Genomic DNA, 16,695 nt, shown 5'->3' on the forward strand with positions numbered 1-16,695 from the left:
GGCGATCATTTTTTCATTTGTAAGTTATAGGAGTACGTGTGGAACACGAAACGATGGAATTTGATGTTATCATAGTCGGTGCAGGGCCTTCTGGATTATCCGCTGCAATCAAATTAAAGCAACTGGCTTTAGCTTCACAAAAAAAAATTACTATTTGTATACTGGAAAAAGGAGCTCAGGTCGGCGCTCATATTCTTTCTGGTGCAGTTTTAGAACCCAGAAGCTTAAAAGAATTACTGCCAGAGAATTGGCAACAGGCCCCCCTAGATACGCCTGTCAACAAAGATCTGTTTTATTTTTTGACTCAAAATAAATCATTTAAGCTCCCTACTCCAAAACCTATGCATAATGAGGGAAACTTTATTATCAGTTTGGGAGAACTATGTAAGTTTCTTGCAGAACAAGCAGAAGCTCTAGGCTGTGAAATATACCCTGGATTTGCGGCAGCAGAAATTCTCTATAATGATAAAAATCAAGTCATAGGTGTAGCTACTGGCGGCGTAGGAATTGATCGACAAGGGAAAAAAACTGATAATTATCAACCTGGCATGCATTTATTAGCCAAACAAACTTTATTTGCTGAGGGATGTCGCGGGCAATTAAGTCAAACATTAATGAGTCGCTATCATTTAAGAGATCATTCACAACCACAAACTTACGGTATAGGGATTAAAGAAATCTGGCAAGTTGATGCATCCCGGCATGAACCTGGAAAAGTCATCCATACTGTTGGTTGGCCTCTTGATCATGCGACTTATGGAGGCTCCTTTTTGTATCATCTTTCAGAGCAGAGAGTTGCTATAGGTTTTGTTGTAGGACTTGACTACAAGAACCCCTGGTTAAATCCTTTTGGAGAGTTTCAGAGATTTAAAACTCACCCCCTTATTAAATCTGTTCTAACAGGCGGTGAGCGAATTGGTTATGGAGCCAGAGCACTTAATGAGGGAGGATGGCAATCTCTCCCTAAACTTACCTTTCCTGGTGGCGCCTTGATTGGAGATGCTGCCGGTTTCCTAAATGTGCCTAAAATTAAAGGAATTCACACCGCAATGCAATCTGGAATGCTTGCTGCACAAGCTTGCTTTGATGCACTAAGCGAGGAAAAGAGTGGTCAATTTGAGCTAAGCGCTTACCCTGAAAAAATCAATCAATCCTGTCTAAAGCAAGAGCTATATGCAGTACGAAATATTAGACCGGGATTCAAATACGGTTTATTCCCAGGTCTAATTAATGCTGCCTTGGAAACTTATGTAACTCGAGGGTATTCTCCATGGACTTTAAAAAATCATGCGGACCATAAATCGTTAATTCCAGCAGAAAAAGCTAAAAAAATTAACTATCCCAAGCCCGATGGCGTGCTCACATTTGATAAACTCTCATCTGTATTTTTATCAAATACATTTCATGAAGAAAATCAACCCTGCCATCTCAAGTTAAAACAACCTAAGCTGGCCATTGAAGTGAACTTAAACCAATACGCTTCCCCAGAAAGCCGCTATTGCCCAGCAGCTGTTTATGAAATAATCGAGGATGTTGAAAAAGGGCCTCGATTACAAATTAATGCCCAGAACTGTATTCATTGTAAAACGTGCGATATTAAAGATCCGCGTCAAAATATAGTTTGGCAAGCACCCGAAGGTGGAGGTGGACCGAATTACTCAGGAATGTAATCAATCAAACTTAAATAATGTTTTTGGGTAGAGTCCTGTAATTATTAGCATGGATGTTGATATAAAACATGAAAATAAGGATTATTGCATGTACCAGCCTTATCTTTTATTTGCCATTTTAATTCTTTCTCTCATTTTATTCGTTTGGAATTATTGGAGATACGACTTTGTTGCCCTGTTTGCACTGGCCATATCAGTATTGACCGGCCTTGTTCCCTTTAACAAGGCATTTTCAGGATTCAGTAACCCGGCAGTAATAACAGTCGGCTGTGTCATGATCTTAACTTATGCCATCACCCAATCAGGCGTATTAAATAATTCCTTTATAAAATTAAAAAAACTCTCAAAAAAAACATCATTTCAAGTCGGTCTTTATAGTGGCATCAGTGCATTTCTGTCTGCTTTTATGAATAATGTGGGCGCATTAGGGATAATGATGCCTATCGCCATTCATGCTTTTACAGAAATTAAAAAATCGCCATCTATCATCTTAATGCCTATTGCCTTTTGCTCAGTTTTGGGAGGAGTAATCACTGCCATAGGTACCCCTCCCAACCTATTAATTTCCAACTTCCGCAATCAAGTCCTGGGTACCCCATACAATATGTTCGATTTTACTCCCGTAGGGCTTCCGGTAGCATTGATGGGTGTTCTCTTTGTTTCATTGATTGGATGGAAATTAGTTCCAGTGCGGGCCAAGTATAGTAAATCGGGAGATTCATTCCAGATTTCTGATTACATGACTGAAGTAAAAGTTCCTGAAACCTCTTCTATGTGCGAAAAGACTGTTAAAGAGTTTCTCGAGATGACTAAAGCGAACTTTGAACTGATAGCAGTTGTGCATGAAGGTAAAAAAAAATTTGCATACACTGATGATACGATCATTCATTGCAACGATATTTTAATTATTGAAGCGTCTCCTGAAGATTTGAAAAACATTTTGGATTCAAATGGTCTAATCCTCGCTGGCAACAAACCATTAACCTCTAAAGAGCTCTACGACAGTGATATCATCACTATGGAAGCTGTTGTATTACCAGATTCCAGTATTGAAGGACAATCCGCTTCCATGATGAGATTTCGTTCACGTCATAAGATTAATTTGTTAGCTATTTCTAGAGAAGAATTATCGTTTAGAAAAAAATTAATTGATATTCGTTTCGCAGCAGGAGATGTGGTACTACTGCAGGGAAATGCCGCAACGCTTCGCGAAACAATTGTCGACCTGGGGTTCTTGCCCCTTGCAGAAAGAGATATTAATGTCCATTTGACACAAAAAAAATTTCTACCAATCATTTGTTTTACACTATCCATCATTTTGGCATCTCTGCAAATACTACCACTCGACTTTTCTTTTATGATAGCAGTGCTTGCGCTCATTCTATTAAAAGCAATACCAACACACAGTTTGTATCGTACTATTGATTGGTCGGTACTATTATTATTAGCTGCTCTTATCCCTGTTGGAGAAGCATTGCAAACGACTGGTGCTGCAGATTTGATTGCAAATGGATTTATGAAAATTGCTGGGCAATATTCCCCTATCTTTGCCTTGGTTGCAATTCTGGTTATCACTATGACTTTATCTGATTTATTAAACAATGCAGCAACAGCATTAATTATGGCTCCCATTGCAATCAAGATTGCCCAGTCAGCGCATGTTAATGTGGATTCTTTCTTAATGGCAGTGGCTATTGGTGCTTCGTGTTCCTTCCTGACTCCAATTGCCCATCAAAACAATACCATGGTTATGGGTCCAGGAAGATACCAATTTTCTGATTATTTCCGTTTGGGATTACCATTAGAACTCATTGTTGTAGTCGTTACTATTCCAACTATTTTATGGGTATGGCCATTATAAAAATAGAAATTAATATGCATTAAACCTGTACCATAATCGATAAAACACAATGGTACAGGTTAGAGATATTTGAATAGACGCAAGTGGTATATTGCAATTACATTAAATTTTTTGTGGATCAATATCTTTAATTTTTTCCCATTGAATATTACCCTTTTTTATGTTTCCAGGAATATCTTTTGACCAAAACTCTTGTACCTGTTTATTAAGATTGAGATATAAAATGCCATCAACAATTTTCCATGCTAATGGATCACTTACTACTTTCCGGCCTACTGAAACTGCAAAAGCACAATAACCACCATATGCTGGCAAATATTTTTCAGGATTAGCCTGAAACACTTTTTTGTTTTCATCAGTAGCAAATAGGTAAGCTACTCCATTATGATAAGAAGTGTGGTTACCACTACCACGGACAGGGCCATTTTTCTGATGATAAGAAACCAAATCATAGCCTTGAACACCAACCAGACTAATCGACGCATCAGAAGCAAACACCAGAAACGGCAAGAATGATAAAGATATTATTGATAATAGTATTCCTTTAATTTGTTTCATTTTTATCGTCCTTAATTAAATTGTAACTGTTAGTACTTATATCACTATTAACTTATTATAGATGCTGCAGATATAGTTTGCTTTGAAATAAACAGTTCTTCTAACTCTTGTCTAATTGCATCAACAGTCCCTATAGGAAACCATAGATTATTTTTAAATTTTTTACCTTCATGTTTTGCAAGTTCTTTTAAAATGAGATGTAATTGGTGTTCATCAATTTCCACTCCTTTGTTATTAAGTTCCTTTTTTTGACTTAAAACAATCAATGCATTGACTATGTGAGTCAAAGACAAACAAATTTGTGGATCATTTTGAAATACTTGATCTTGAAACACAATCTTAAGCCGGTTCAATGCTATATCATATTCATTTACAGTTACTTCTTGATAGGCAGTTATAATTTTATGCAAAATTCTCCCCAGAGCTTGAGAGTTTCTATAAGCACTATTATCTCTACCGTAGGTTAACTCTTCAAACCGCCTCAAACAATTCAGGTTGAAATCATGAATATCTTGCAAGATTTTAGCCTCATCATCAGGCCCATGTATAATAAACTTCCTGACATAAATTGTTCTATCCATGTCAACGAGTTCTGTCCTATCAATAACCCCAGGGCAACCCAAACTCATGGGATAAGTTCTTATGTCTGGTTTATGTAGTATTTTCAATAATGGCGCAAAATCATAATTAAAAACATCCAGCGTTGTGAAACACTTTAAAAATAAATACCATTTTCCTTCCTCATGAGTAAAGCATATATGTAAATAAGAAATATGATCCTGTTGATTAGATGAGTCCACGGCTGGTGTTGAGTCAACTGACAAATTACTATTATGATTTCGATGAATATTGTGTTTAATTGGTAATGTAATCGAGATTGAGTTTATATCCCTCGTGGATGCCATGGGTTGAAATTCTGAACCAACATGATTGAAAGAGGGGCTTTTTAATAAAACATCTCTATTGTTTATTGGGAAAAAATCAAATCGAGGTTGGCTTGTATCACCAGATAAAGAAGTAATGGATGATTGAATCGATGAATTAGATATTTTTTGAGTATTTGACTGCTTCCTAAAACCAGTGTTTTTCCTTAATCCTTTAAAAATTTTCATATTTTAACATCTCCTTTAATGACTCAAATTTTGCAATCCATTATCAACTAGCGCAAGGTATCTTAATTATTAATATGCGGTCAATAGATATTGTTTCATGTCATGCTGTTATCAGGTTATAGCCATCTTGATAGCCAATCACAAAACCTTCACCAGGTTTAATAAAAATTGACTTACCGATTTCCAGAATTGAGAAATGACAGAATAATTAAGCAGTGCTTACGAAAAACCCCAATCCAACCAGCCCTATCAATAATCTTTACATTTTCATATAAGAAATTTGCTTTCCCGTTGTCATTTTCCGACTATAAGGGTAGACTTGCGTTTGATAAATAAAGTCAAAGTCCCGGTGGCACAGATGGATAGCGCAGCCCCCTCCTAAGGGGCAGGTCGCAGGTTCGAATCCTGCCCGGGACGCCAATGACATCAGGGTCTATTTCGAAGAAACTTACCGGCGAATTTTAACTCCACCAAATTATACAATTCAATAAATCGGGGCTTTAAAAATATTGGAACCTAGAGCCTCCTTGCTTTAAGTCACACTCTACAGACTATTAACTCTTTACGCTCTTTGTAAGGATGGCATTCTCTGATTATTAAACTCTTCTGCAAAATCAGGAGTAGTTTCATATAATCCTGGTAGATTTTTTAATAGATTAATTTCTTTTCTTGTTTCTTTACTGAAATTAATCTCCTGCTGATTGCTGACTGGCTCTGCCAATGGAGAAGCAAGGAATGCATAGACAAACTCTCTTAATCTATCCTCAGGGTTGCTATCTACTGATTTTATTTTCTGCCACTGCAGACATAGATCGATTTGATTTTGAGTGACCTCTCCTTTGACCAACAGTAGTCGATCAATAGTTTTTTCTACGTGATTAGACCAAGGTCTGTCTGCCTGTTTAAAATTTTGCAATCTTGATTTAAAATCAATGGTCCTTTGTATTGAGTGCTCTTGTTGCTCACCAGTGCTTGCCAATATTTTTGCTGTTTTTTCATCAAATGGCTGTGGTTTATAACCTGCATCAATCATACTTTTTAGTTGCATATCACAGAACGCTTTACCTACCTTGATAACTCCCTCTTTTTCCTCTTTATCAATATGCATTTGGGCGGTTGTTATTGAAATTGGAGGTGCCACCATAACAAACAGATTTCCATTGTCTATATATTTCAACATTTCTCTTCTCTATTCCTTTACAGCGCCTTCAACATCAAGTTTACATAACATTTTTTTAACAAAATTTCCTAAATAACCCATGATCCTTTCCATAAAGGATGGATTTTTGAATTCTTTTTCTGTGATGTCCAATTTATTCTCGCAAGAAACTCCAATGGTAGTCACTACTCCCGGAGTATACGCTTCCTCCTTATTAAAGAAGATATTGACTGGTAAATTATTAGCAGCACCACCATCAATATATTTTTCTTCCTTCATATATTACCGGATCAAAAACTCCTGGCAATGACGCAGAGATATGAACTGCAATAGAAACAGGCATGTCAGCATCTTTCTCATGAGAAAAAATCCTCAACTCACCGTTTTCATCTGTTCCAGTAACATACAATTCTTTGAATCGTTGAGGATCGTATTGATTTAACGTATGTAAATGGCCAAAAGTTAAATCAAAATTCGGATCATGCAGCCTGTTTATGATTTTTTGGGTGTCTTCCAGAATCTGTTGTCTTTTCGCAAGATTAATATATTCAGCGCTCCCTTTATCCTCAATTGCATTGAGCTTCTCGTGAACATTTTTCAATTCATTATCCAGAGATTCAGGAAAATGCGTGAAAATAGCCATCCTCATGACATGCTCCATCGCTTCAACTAATTTAGCGCCTTTAGATGCAATAGCGAAAGTTAATTTGGATGGTTTCGTAACAAGTTTTGCTTCTGCTAGACTGGATTCAGTCTCGAGCTGGTTACCCTTTTGCTCATGACTTATTGAAGAATAATCCACAGAAGAGTCAGCTTGTGGACTCTTCTCGCTTTTAGGAAGCAATTTTTTAGTCAATCGGTTATCAACAAAATCCGCTAAACTATTTGCACTACAAAAATAGTCCATTAACTCAGCTGATCCGCCGCAAGCAACTATCGCCGCTGTCATAGCACCAGCAGAGCTTCCTGTAACATTTTCAATGTTTTCCAATACCCCTTGTTCAGACAAGGATTGCAATGCTCCAATATAAGCTAGCCCTTTAGAGCCTCCTCTGCGAAATACAAAATTTTTTGCAGTACTTAATTTTCCCAGGTTTATAGTTGTCTCATTTGATGTACCATTTTGACTATTCCACGTTTTCATAATTTCACCTGCTCATCGGGCTTTAAATACATAATAACAAGTCAATATGAACAGGATGTGACATGCTTATGAGTTCTTTTTATAGGTTATAACTTATAGTTATGCTGATTGATTTACAATAATGATTAAGCTGGATAAGATTATTCAACGCTACTTGATCTAAAAGATAAAAAACTCCATTTTTGAGATGCTTTTACAAAAAGTTAAATAATGATAATCCTTGAATTCGTGTAAAACTTAACTGGGCTGCCTGCAGATTGACTAGTTGTAAATTCAATTCCGTTGCAACAGCAACAGGATCAATTTCTCTGAGTTTTTTTAATGTCACAGCACTGATATCCAGATAATCATTATTAGCTTTTTCAGCAGTTTCCAGTTGATTCAGTCTTGCGCCCAAATCAGACTGTACGCTCAAAATGTGGCCTAAAGCACTGTCAATCTGAGCTAACAATTGATTATTTTCAGTTTGAGTAGCTGCTTTTTCTACAGACGAGACATACGGTTTGTTTAAGTTATTTATCATGCGCTGTACAGTAGAGAAAATAGATTCATTTTTTGCTGGACTAATTGAAAATGAATCCCCTGCTTTGGGTAAGCCAGACACTACCATTTCCATACCATTAAAACTAATGGCACTACCCTCCTGATATAATGGTGCATCATCCGGTAAACCACTTGGGGGTATCACATTACCACTGAGAGTACCACTCACCATGACTACCAGGTTACCCTGAGAATTTAAAGCAAAACTCATTGTGTAATTATCCGGCACAAAAGCGGCTTCATTAATTACCGAACCGGAACTGACTGAAGCTGTTCCTGTATTAGGGGTTACCGTTTCTCTTATGGCAAAACGCCCATTTCCACTTGGAATGCGCATAAACACGTTGTCACCGGTATCATTAACTGCTACCAGTAAACTCGTTGTAACTGCTTGAAAACGCTGTGTGCTATCTCCGTTATAAACATATTGCCCTGAGAGATTCAATGACACTGGCTGTGTTAGTGATTTACTCCCACTGAACATATAACTTCCATTACTATCTTTAGTGTTAGCATAATCAAGTAATTGATTTAATAAGGCTTGAGCTTCAACAGCGAGGTTTTTTCTATCCTCTTCGGAAAGACTTGGGTTCCCAGACTGAATTTGTATTTCACGTAAGCGGTGAAGTGAGTTGACTGTATTGGATAATATCCCTTCCTCTAAACGCAAGGCACTGTCTGCCGCTTGCCGATTATTCTGTAATAGCTCAATATTGCTGATGCGCTGTTTAATCAGCTCAATTTGTGCAGATGCGACTGGATCATCAGATGGAGTCCGAACTCTTATGCCGCTAGCTTGTTGATCCTGGAGCCTTGCCAATCTCTCTTGCTGAGTCAACAAATTATCCAAACCCCGCTGATATATCTGATTGGTTGAAATACGCATTCATCACCTCATGATATCAAACAACAAGTTCATAATTTGATTGGATATTTCCATCAATTTTCCCGCTGCCTGGTAAGCTTGTTGAAAGACAAGCAAATTGGCTCCTTCCTCATCCAGATTAACTCCACTTTTGCTATCCTGGAAATCTAAAGCCTGCTTATGGAGTATATCGGCTGATTCAAAACTGGTTTTAGCTTGATTGGTTCTGCCTCCCACTTCAGCAAGCAAGCTACCATATCTGTCAAATAAGGTTTCGCTTCCATTTGAAAAAATCTTGTTTTGTTGTATGTTGCCAAGGATCAAGCCATTGCGATTATCACCAAATCCACCAGTATTGTAATCAGTAGTAAATTGGTCTCCGGATTTGGGAATCCCAGATAAAACAACTGAATAAGAAGGAGTTATTCCATCGGGAATTTGAATGACATTGTTTGTATTTGGTACAAAGGCAAAAGGACCGGTTGTTGTACTGTCCGTTACATTAACCAGGTTGTATTGAGTATCCGAAATGAAATCTATCCTGAATTGTTTGTTAACAGAAGCCGTATTCAATACTGATCCTAAAATAATTTGGCCTTGCCCGGTATTATTTAATGACGCTGTTGTTTTCACTGGAGAAGCCAGCGCAATTTCATAAGCATCCTTAATTTCCAAGGCAAAATCTCTGGCTGCTCCTCTGGTAGGGGTTAGAGTATAATGGTCATTATTTGCCAATTGCGATAAATCGTTTACTGTAATCGTCATTCCATCTATAACTACTTGCCCTGCTGGTGGGGCTGGTGGCAAGCTTGACCAGGTTAAGGTTGTAGAAGTACCGTCTGATTTTCTTATCAATCGCAATTCATTAGCCCCAGTATCGCTAATTATCAGATCGTAATCGCTTAATTTCACTTGGGATATATCTGAGATATTGACAGATAAGACAGCAGTTCCACTATTGTCAGCTGAAGCTGTAGATCGTTTCAGCATTTGTCCGGGGGAATTAAAATCAGTAAAAAAATCCTTGCCAATTTGGCTATTCATATCCATTCCCAACTTATGTTGGGTATTAAATGTCTGAGCTAAACCAATGGCCATTTGGCCTATTAATTGGCTGGCCTGTCCCAAAACATTTTTCTCATAATCTATAAGACCGCCTAACATGCCGGTAGTCAGCCTGTCTGTGATATCGACTTGATTATTTCCTCCGCTAGTTAAAAAGATCTTTGTCCCCAAAATAGAGTCTTTACCTATACCCACTACCAAATCGCGTTGCTGGGTTCCTGCCACTAGCATATCTCCGCTGGCAATTCCAACACTAATCGTACCATCACCCTGATCAAAAATACTGAGATCAGTATATCCTGACAATTGTTTGAGTAACTCGTCTCTATGGTCAAGCAACTCTGGTATATTGTTATTTCCCAGTAATTTCCCATTCACCTCAGCCAACTCTTTTGTTATCTGATTAATTATTTTTACTGACTCTGTTACTTGCAATGTGGAATTACGCTGATACTCTTCGAGTTTTATTTGTAGCGAATTAAATTGTTGAGCCAACAACTGACTCTGTTTCAATACAACACCTCTTGTCGCTATACTGTCGGGTGTGCTATTCAATTGCCCTATTGAATCAAAAAAAGTTTGTAAGGGAGCCGAAATACTTGAGCCATCCTGTGAAAGCAGTTTATCAATCTGAAGCGCTTGATTGTAAAATGCATCATACTGAGTTCTATAACTCAAAGTGCTTCGAACCTGAGCATTGGCAAATTGATCAACATTTCTATAAATCGATGAAACAGATACTCCTGCTCCTATGTATGAACCAGCATAGCGATTTGAAGCAATAGGTGTAAATTGGATAGATTGTCTGCTATACCCTCTGGTTTTAAAATTAGCAATATTATTGCCAGTAACATCTAGGGCACGCTGAAAAGCATTTAATCCTGAATAGGCAATATTAAGTATAGACATATTTTGTTCACTCCCTGAACTAATTTTTTCTTTAACTTGGGCCTAACTATCAACTTTGTTCGGATGATTCACATCGTTGTATTGCCTGGTTCAATTCATCACCATGATAAATAGATAAAATCTTACTGCTATAATTTGGATCAGTAGCATACCCTGCTTTATTTAACTCGCTGACATAAAGCTCAGGATTTGCTGCATTAGCCAAGGCCATTTGGTAACGCTCGCTTCCTCTAATTAACGAAATATAATCATGAAAACTATGCTCTATGGATTGATATTTTCTAAAGGAAGCATTTATCTTAATAGGTGTATCGGCAATATATTCTGTTGTTTTAACTTGAATTGATTCTACTTTACTATTCGACCCGGTTTTAATATTAAATAAATTATTACTGCTCGAACCCTCGGCATCTCTCGTAACAAATTTACCCCAGCCAGTCTCCAATGCTGCTTGTGCTATCAACAATTTGGGATCCAATCCAATTAAAGACGCGGCTTGTTTTGCTGTAGGCCATACAGATTTTACGAAATCATCAACAACGGATACTGATTCTTCTGAATTAATGACTTTGGTATTGTTAACCTCTGTAGAGAGATGAACTGGGTTCTTTGCTTTATCACCAACTGAAACTTCCAGTTGTTTAGCCAATAGAGATGCCAATCCTATCCCTTTAGACCCTGCAATAGTACTAGCATATTGTGCATCCAGCATCTCTTGAAAAGCCACTTCATTCTTACCACTAAAAGGACTGGATTCATCAAGAAAATGTTGCCCCATCCTCATACTTTTTAACATGGATTGCAAGAATATCGCTTCAAACTGTTTGGCTACTTCAGGCAAAGCTTCCTTTGCATTATTTTTTGCCTGGATTTTTAATTCATTTAATCCTTGAAAATCACTCGTAGCAATACTCTGTATGGTCATATCCATCACCTTTATATGACTATTAATGTAGCACTTAACGCACCTGCCTCTTGCAAGGCTTCCAAAATGGAAATCACATCAGCAGGTGTTGCACCAACAGCATTGATTCCTCTTACTATATCTTTCAAAGTAGTACCCTTAGGCAGAATAAATGCACGGTTATTTTTTTGTTGAATATTGACCTGTGATTGCTGCGTAGACACAGTCCGCCCTGAAGCAAAAGCATTAGGTTGGCTGATAACAGGGGTCTCTGTAATACTAACGACCAAATTACCATGAGAAACAGCAGCAGATTTAACAATCACATTAGTTGAAATAACTACTGTCCCAGTCCTGGCATTGATAATAATTTTTGCCATGGGTTCTCCTGGCTTAAATTCAATATTTTCGAGCACTGAAACATAGTCTACCCGTTGAGATAGTTTTTTTGGAGCTGTTACAACAACAGAACCAGCATCTATGGCTTTTGCCGTGCCAGGACCCATTAACTCATTAATAGCATCGCTCATTCGTTTCGCCGTCGTGAAATCAGGGTAATGCAGGTTGTAAGTCAGTGAATCTGAGTAATAAAACGGGTTAGGAATATCAGCCTCTATGGTAGCGCCATTAGGAATTCTTCCCCCGCTGGGTACGTTAACAGTAACACTTGAACCATCGCTCCCTGAAGCACTGATTCCAGAGACTACAACGTTTCCCTGTGACATGGCATAAACCCGACCATCCGCTCCTTTCAAAGGAGTAAGTAATAAAGTTCCACCTAACAAACTTTTAGAATCTCCTATGGATGAAATGTTGACATCCATAGTCTGTCCTTTTTTCATAAAACTGGACAAATTGGCAGTAACCATCACTGCCGCAATGTTTTTGGAATTGAGTCTTACTCCTGGAGGAATATTAATTCCCAATTGAGTTAGCATGTTAGCAAAACTATCTTCGGTAAATTTTGTGCCTGTTTTATCCCCAGTACCGCTTAAACCGACCACCAACCCATAACCAACCAATTGGTTGACACGAACACCGGCTAAAGTAGCAATGTCTTTGATTCGTTCAGCAAAAACTTGAGTTGCAATCAAATGAATTGCCAATATCGATCCAATAACCAGCACTCGCCGCATCTTAATTCCTTGTCAGTTGTAATCTCAATAATTACCAATTAAGTCGGGAATAAAGGCCCCCATAAAATTCTTGATAACCATCCTTGAGCATTTGTATTATTAATTTGACCAGTACCACCATAAGAAATTCTTGCATTGGCAATTCTATCAGAGGTAATAGTGTTATCTGCTTTTATATCTTGGGGACGAACTATCCCTGAAAGGCGAACAAACTCATTGCCCTGGTTGATTCTGACCCATTTCTCGCCTTGAACTACCATATTGCCATTCGCCAACACTTTAGCTACCGTCACTGAAATACTACCGGCTAATTTATTGTTTTGTATTGATCGGCCTTCCCCGTTAAATTGCCTTTGGTTATCTAAATCAAAATCCATGCTGTAACCACTTCCCAAAGAGATTGGTCTGCCTAAAAAGAGTTTATTTGTGATTTTTTCCGTATCATTTTTTCTCTGAGTGGTAGTCGCATTTTTTTGTGCATCCGTCTTCTCAATCAAAAATACAGTCAATATGTCACCAGGATGTCTTGCCCTGGGTGTTTCAAATAATGGGAGAGCCGTTTCACTACTGTAAATAGCTCCACTTACTTTTCTTAACTCCTTGGGATCCGGCGTTACAGGATAAGTCGGTGCATAATCAGGATTATCCCCTGGTGCAGGTGGATGGAGGGCCTCACACCCGAATAACAAGGTCGTAGCCAAGCAAGACGCAGCTATATTAAATCGATTCATGACCTATCTCACTCACAGAGTTTGGGTTAAATATTGCAACATACTGTCAACGGTCTGAATGCTTTTTGCTGTTATTTCATAACTTCTTTGAGCCTGAATCATATTAACCAATTCTTCAACCACATTCACATTAGAGGCCTCTAATGAACCTTGCAATAAAGTACCTAATCCGGAGTTACCGGGATTGTCTATGACTGGTGTACCGCTTGCTACTGTTTCCACATACAAATTCTGCCCAATAGGTTGCAACCCGGCAGGGTTTATAAAATCGGTTAATTGAATGTTTCCTATTACCGATGGAGCATTATTTCCTGCGACTAAAGCACTAACCGTGCCATCTGTTCCAATAGTAATTTTTGTCGTTTGCGGTGGTATCAAAATGTTTGGTTGAAGGGGATACCCATTACTATTAACAATCTGGCCTGTACTATCTGTTTTAAAGCTTCCATCACGTGTATAGGCTTGTGTGCCGTCAGGCATTAAGACTGTTAAAAAGCCGCGGCCTTCGATAGCGATATCCAAAGCATTTTGCGTATTCTGAATACTGCCCTGACTAAAGATTTTTTCTGTAGCAACCAGGTGCACTCCTGTCCCCATATTAATACCGGTGGGAATTTGCGAATTTTGTGAAGATTGAGCACCGGCCTGACGAAGATTTTGATAAATTAAATCCTCAAACAAAGCTCTACCTTTTTTGAAACCTGTTGTGTTTACGTTAGCAAGGTTATTGGCAATAGTAGCTATATTCTTATCCTGGGCTTCCAAACCTGATTTACTGACCCATAATGCTGGTTCCATAACGGCCTCCTGCTATTATTCTTATTATTATTTCGGCCTTAATTATCATTTCAGATTTTTAAATGCATAAAAAACATCTTCCGTTCTTAAAATCATCTATAACTCCTACCAACTGGAAAGCGATTTATCCTAACTGAAACAATAACTAAATTAGTTAAGTCTATTCTTGCAATAGTTGTGCCAATTTTTGTCCATTATCATCGATTGTTGATAATAGCTTCATTTGGGCATCAAATTCCCGACCTGCACTGATCATAGCTACCATTTGATCAATCGCTTTTACATTACTCCCCTCCAATGCACCGCTTTGTAATTTAATATTACTATTAGCGGTAGCAACACCTGATTTCAGTTGTATCAAGCCCTCATCGTTTTTATAAATATTATTTCTATCCAGTGTAACTAATTTAATCCTGTCTAATACCGCCAAGGATTTGACATCACCTTCTAAAGGTATAATCGATATGGTACCATCCGAACCTATCTCTACAGATTGAGCAGGTGGGATAGAAATTGGGCCTCCATCACCTAAAACAACCTTACCCGAGGCAGTAATTAACTGTCCATTAGCATTCAAGCGTAAACTACCCCCTCTGGTATAAGCTTCACGACCTTTACTATCCTCAACAGCCATCCACCCATCTCCATCAATGGCTACATCCAAATCCCTGCCTGTCGTAATAATCTCCCCAGGAGAAGTGTCCAGTCCATTGGCATTTTGAGTGATAAATGAATGCATATTAAACTGATTATTTCCATTTGCATTATTCATGTACATGGTTTGTGCCTGGTACAAATCAGCCTTAAATCCAGGGGTGTTAATATTTGCCAAATTATTTGCGATTATTTCCTGCCTTTTAAAATCTGAACGACCACCAGAAATGGCCTTATACAGGATAGGTTCCATAGCTTACCTCCTAGCGAATATTGATGATCGTTTGAGTAATCGCATCGCCTGTACGAATAGTTTGAGCATTCGCCTGAAAATTGCGCTGAGCACTAATTAAGTTGACCAATTCACTTGTCAAATCCACATTTGATTCTTCAAGTCTTCCTGAATTAATTAATCCCAAACCACCACTTCCAGGAGCACTAATCAATGGCTGTCCTGATGAAGATGTTTCAGCCCAGCTGGTATTTCCTAAATTTTGCAAACTTTCTGGATCTGCAAAATTAGCGAGCTGAATCTGGCCCATGGACAAAGATTGCCCATTAGTATAACGGCCATAGATTACTCCCGAGTCATCAATATCCAGCCCAGCAAGACTTCCGGTAGTGTAGCCATTATTAAAAGTCGATTGAACGGCAAAAGGACTGCCAAATTGAGTACTATCTGATAAATCGATATTGAGACTCAAAGGATTGGAACCATTGTTTAAATTGAATGATAGGGGAATTAAATTATTGGGTAATGCGGCGTTTGATGTATCAAATACTCCCGCAAACGAGCCATCAGAATTAAAGTTAGCTCGGAATAAATTATTTGTATTTTGAGGCCCCACATTAGGAGGAACGTTTTGATTGTCTATCTGAAATGCTACATACCATTGATTTTCTGTTCCAGCAGGTGATGAGGCATTAGGTGAACCGGCTAGGGCTGTTGAATCGGCATGAATAAAATACATACTCAACACATGTGAATTTCCTAAACTATCATAGATTGTTGACGAGGTGACATTGTTATAAGTATCGGTTGCTGGAGTAGCTCCTCCGACCCAATCTACATTAGGCGCTTTGCTTTGAGAGTTCAAGTTAACACCTACAGTGACATTTGTACTGGCTCTGGGAGGAATATTTGCAGTGTTTATTCGTAAATCACCCGAGGCTCCTGTAATTACCCCATTAGAATCAGTTAGTAAACCAGTCAACCGTTGATTATTTGCATTGACTATATAGTTCTCATTATTCAACTTGAATTGCCCGGCTCGAGTATAAATCCTGGATCCTTGATCACTTAATATAAAGAAGCCCGAACCATTCACAGCCAGATCGAGTGTGTTGTTTGAAGTACTTAATGTTCCTGTAGCGAATGACTGATGTACACGCGAGAGTTTAACCCCACCACCTACAGCGTTGCCGCCAGAGCCATAAGCGCTGGATGAATAAATATCTGCAAACTCGGCTCTTGAGCCTTTAAATCCTATTGTGGCAGAGTTTGCAATATTATTACCTATAACTTCTAAATCTCTGGTTGATGCCTGAATTCCACTTAATGCTGTATTAAAAACCATAATAGCCTC

At 38.3% G+C, this 16,695-nt stretch carries 15 protein-coding genes and 1 tRNA gene; 3 read left to right on the forward strand and 13 right to left on the reverse strand.

The genetic code is table 11. From position 1 onward, the window contains the following. Positions 1 to 38 precede the first annotated feature (38 nt). Both OQI99_RS06155 and OQI99_RS06160 read left to right on the forward strand, forming a co-directional pair. Positions 39 to 1,670, forward strand: coding sequence for an electron transfer flavoprotein-ubiquinone oxidoreductase (locus tag OQI99_RS06155; RefSeq protein WP_061513438.1), 1,632 nt, complete (start codon positions 39 to 41; stop codon positions 1,668 to 1,670). 88 nt (positions 1,671 to 1,758) lie between these two features. Further along, the gene (locus OQI99_RS06160) at positions 1,759 to 3,531 is read left to right on the forward strand and encodes an SLC13 family permease (protein ID WP_061513437.1); all 1,773 of its coding nucleotides are present in this window, start codon (positions 1,759 to 1,761) and stop codon (positions 3,529 to 3,531) included. A gap of 102 nt (positions 3,532 to 3,633) precedes the next feature. Here the strand turns inward: OQI99_RS06160 and OQI99_RS06165 are convergent, their stop codons facing one another. Continuing rightward, positions 3,634 to 4,089: a YHS domain-containing (seleno)protein gene (locus OQI99_RS06165; protein ID WP_061513436.1), complete on the reverse strand. Its 456-nt coding sequence runs from the start codon at positions 4,087 to 4,089 to the stop codon at positions 3,634 to 3,636. A 47-nt stretch (positions 4,090 to 4,136) separates the two neighbouring features. After that, positions 4,137 to 5,201, reverse strand: coding sequence for a lpg1273 family Dot/Icm T4SS effector (locus OQI99_RS06170; protein ID WP_061513435.1), 1,065 nt, complete (start codon positions 5,199 to 5,201; stop codon positions 4,137 to 4,139). A gap of 343 nt (positions 5,202 to 5,544) precedes the next feature. Here OQI99_RS06170 and OQI99_RS06175 point away from each other — a divergent pair. Further along, a tRNA-Arg gene (locus OQI99_RS06175) sits at positions 5,545 to 5,621 on the forward strand. A 142-nt stretch (positions 5,622 to 5,763) separates the two neighbouring features. Here the strand turns inward: OQI99_RS06175 and OQI99_RS16175 are convergent. The 11 genes from OQI99_RS16175 to flgE form a co-directional block, all read right to left on the reverse strand. Further along, positions 5,764 to 6,381: a hypothetical protein gene (locus OQI99_RS16175; RefSeq protein WP_275477723.1), complete on the reverse strand. Its 618-nt coding sequence runs from the start codon at positions 6,379 to 6,381 to the stop codon at positions 5,764 to 5,766. A gap of 9 nt (positions 6,382 to 6,390) precedes the next feature. Then, positions 6,391 to 6,639, reverse strand: a complete 249-nt coding sequence (locus OQI99_RS16180; protein ID WP_275477722.1) for a hypothetical protein — start codon at positions 6,637 to 6,639, stop codon at positions 6,391 to 6,393. After that, a complete protein-coding gene (locus tag OQI99_RS16185; RefSeq protein WP_275477721.1) occupies positions 6,617 to 7,504 on the reverse strand; it encodes a patatin-like phospholipase family protein in 888 nt (295 codons plus the stop codon). The genes OQI99_RS16180 and OQI99_RS16185 overlap by 23 nt, the downstream gene beginning before the upstream one ends. Before the next feature lie 193 nt (positions 7,505 to 7,697). Continuing rightward, positions 7,698 to 8,933 carry a flagellar hook-associated protein FlgL gene (flgL, locus tag OQI99_RS06185; protein ID WP_061513434.1) on the reverse strand — a complete coding sequence of 412 codons (1,236 nt, stop codon included), beginning with the start codon at positions 8,931 to 8,933 and terminating at the stop codon, positions 7,698 to 7,700. A 3-nt stretch (positions 8,934 to 8,936) separates the two neighbouring features. After that, complete coding sequence (flgK, locus tag OQI99_RS06190) at positions 8,937 to 10,886, reverse strand: flagellar hook-associated protein FlgK (RefSeq protein ID WP_061513433.1); 1,950 nt, start codon at positions 10,884 to 10,886, stop codon at positions 8,937 to 8,939. A gap of 49 nt (positions 10,887 to 10,935) precedes the next feature. Next, positions 10,936 to 11,811, reverse strand: coding sequence for a glucosaminidase domain-containing protein (locus OQI99_RS06195; RefSeq protein ID WP_061513432.1), 876 nt, complete (start codon positions 11,809 to 11,811; stop codon positions 10,936 to 10,938). 11 nt (positions 11,812 to 11,822) lie between these two features. Continuing rightward, on the reverse strand, positions 11,823 to 12,926 hold the full coding sequence (locus OQI99_RS06200; protein ID WP_061513431.1) for a flagellar basal body P-ring protein FlgI: 1,104 nt from the start codon (positions 12,924 to 12,926) through the stop codon (positions 11,823 to 11,825). 38 nt (positions 12,927 to 12,964) lie between these two features. After that, entirely contained in the window at positions 12,965 to 13,657 is a 693-nt protein-coding gene (locus OQI99_RS06205; RefSeq protein WP_061513430.1) for a flagellar basal body L-ring protein FlgH, read from the reverse strand. Between the two features lie 12 nt (positions 13,658 to 13,669). Continuing rightward, positions 13,670 to 14,455, reverse strand: coding sequence for a flagellar basal-body rod protein FlgG (gene flgG / locus OQI99_RS06210; protein WP_061513429.1), 786 nt, complete (start codon positions 14,453 to 14,455; stop codon positions 13,670 to 13,672). Between the two features lie 160 nt (positions 14,456 to 14,615). After that, positions 14,616 to 15,362, reverse strand: coding sequence for a flagellar basal-body rod protein FlgF (flgF, locus tag OQI99_RS06215; RefSeq protein WP_061513428.1), 747 nt, complete (start codon positions 15,360 to 15,362; stop codon positions 14,616 to 14,618). A 10-nt stretch (positions 15,363 to 15,372) separates the two neighbouring features. Then, positions 15,373 to 16,686 (reverse strand): flagellar hook protein FlgE, encoded by a 1,314-nt coding sequence (flgE, locus tag OQI99_RS06220; protein WP_061513427.1) that lies wholly within the window; start codon positions 16,684 to 16,686, stop codon positions 15,373 to 15,375. Positions 16,687 to 16,695 lie beyond the last annotated feature (9 nt).

The sequence above is a fragment of the Legionella sp. PATHC039 genome (genome assembly GCF_026191275.1).
Lineage (GTDB): Bacteria > Pseudomonadota > Gammaproteobacteria > Legionellales > Legionellaceae > Legionella > Legionella pneumophila.